Origin of the sequence: Weizmannia acidilactici, from assembly GCF_008974225.1 — a bacterium.
Classification (GTDB): domain Bacteria; phylum Bacillota; class Bacilli; order Bacillales; family Bacillaceae_C; genus Weizmannia; species Weizmannia acidilactici.
Genome location: NZ_BKZR01000125.1, coordinates 1 through 337, shown reverse-complemented (window position 1 = coordinate 337; position 337 = coordinate 1). Strand labels below are relative to the sequence as shown.

At 48.4% G+C, this 337-nt stretch carries 1 pseudogene; it reads left to right on the top strand.

What is annotated here, in order from left to right:
• Positions 1 to 106 precede the first annotated feature (106 nt).
• Positions 107 to 337 (top strand): annotated as a pseudogene (locus tag GBH70_RS16515) (group II intron reverse transcriptase/maturase); the annotation flags it as partial.

The window sequence follows — 337 nt, the reverse complement described above, 5'->3', positions numbered from 1 at the left end:
GACTTACTTGAGGGAGGTAGTGGTGAATTCCATGAGGGACCTTAAGAGGGTGGAGCCAGAACAGGTTTATTGAAGGAATAGGAAACTCACGTAAGGAGCAATACACATGAGGATGGGGCAGGTATTATCACGTGAAAATTTACTGGAAGCACTTCATCGTGTGGAAAGGAACAAAGGCAGCCATGGAGTGGATGGCATGCAGGTTTCCGAATTACGACCGTATATTATGGAACATTGGCATGAAATTCGTACTTCACTGCTTGAGGGAGCCTATCAACCGCAGCCAGTCCGTCGGGTCGAAATCCCGAAACCGAACGGCGGCAAACGGAAGTTAGGA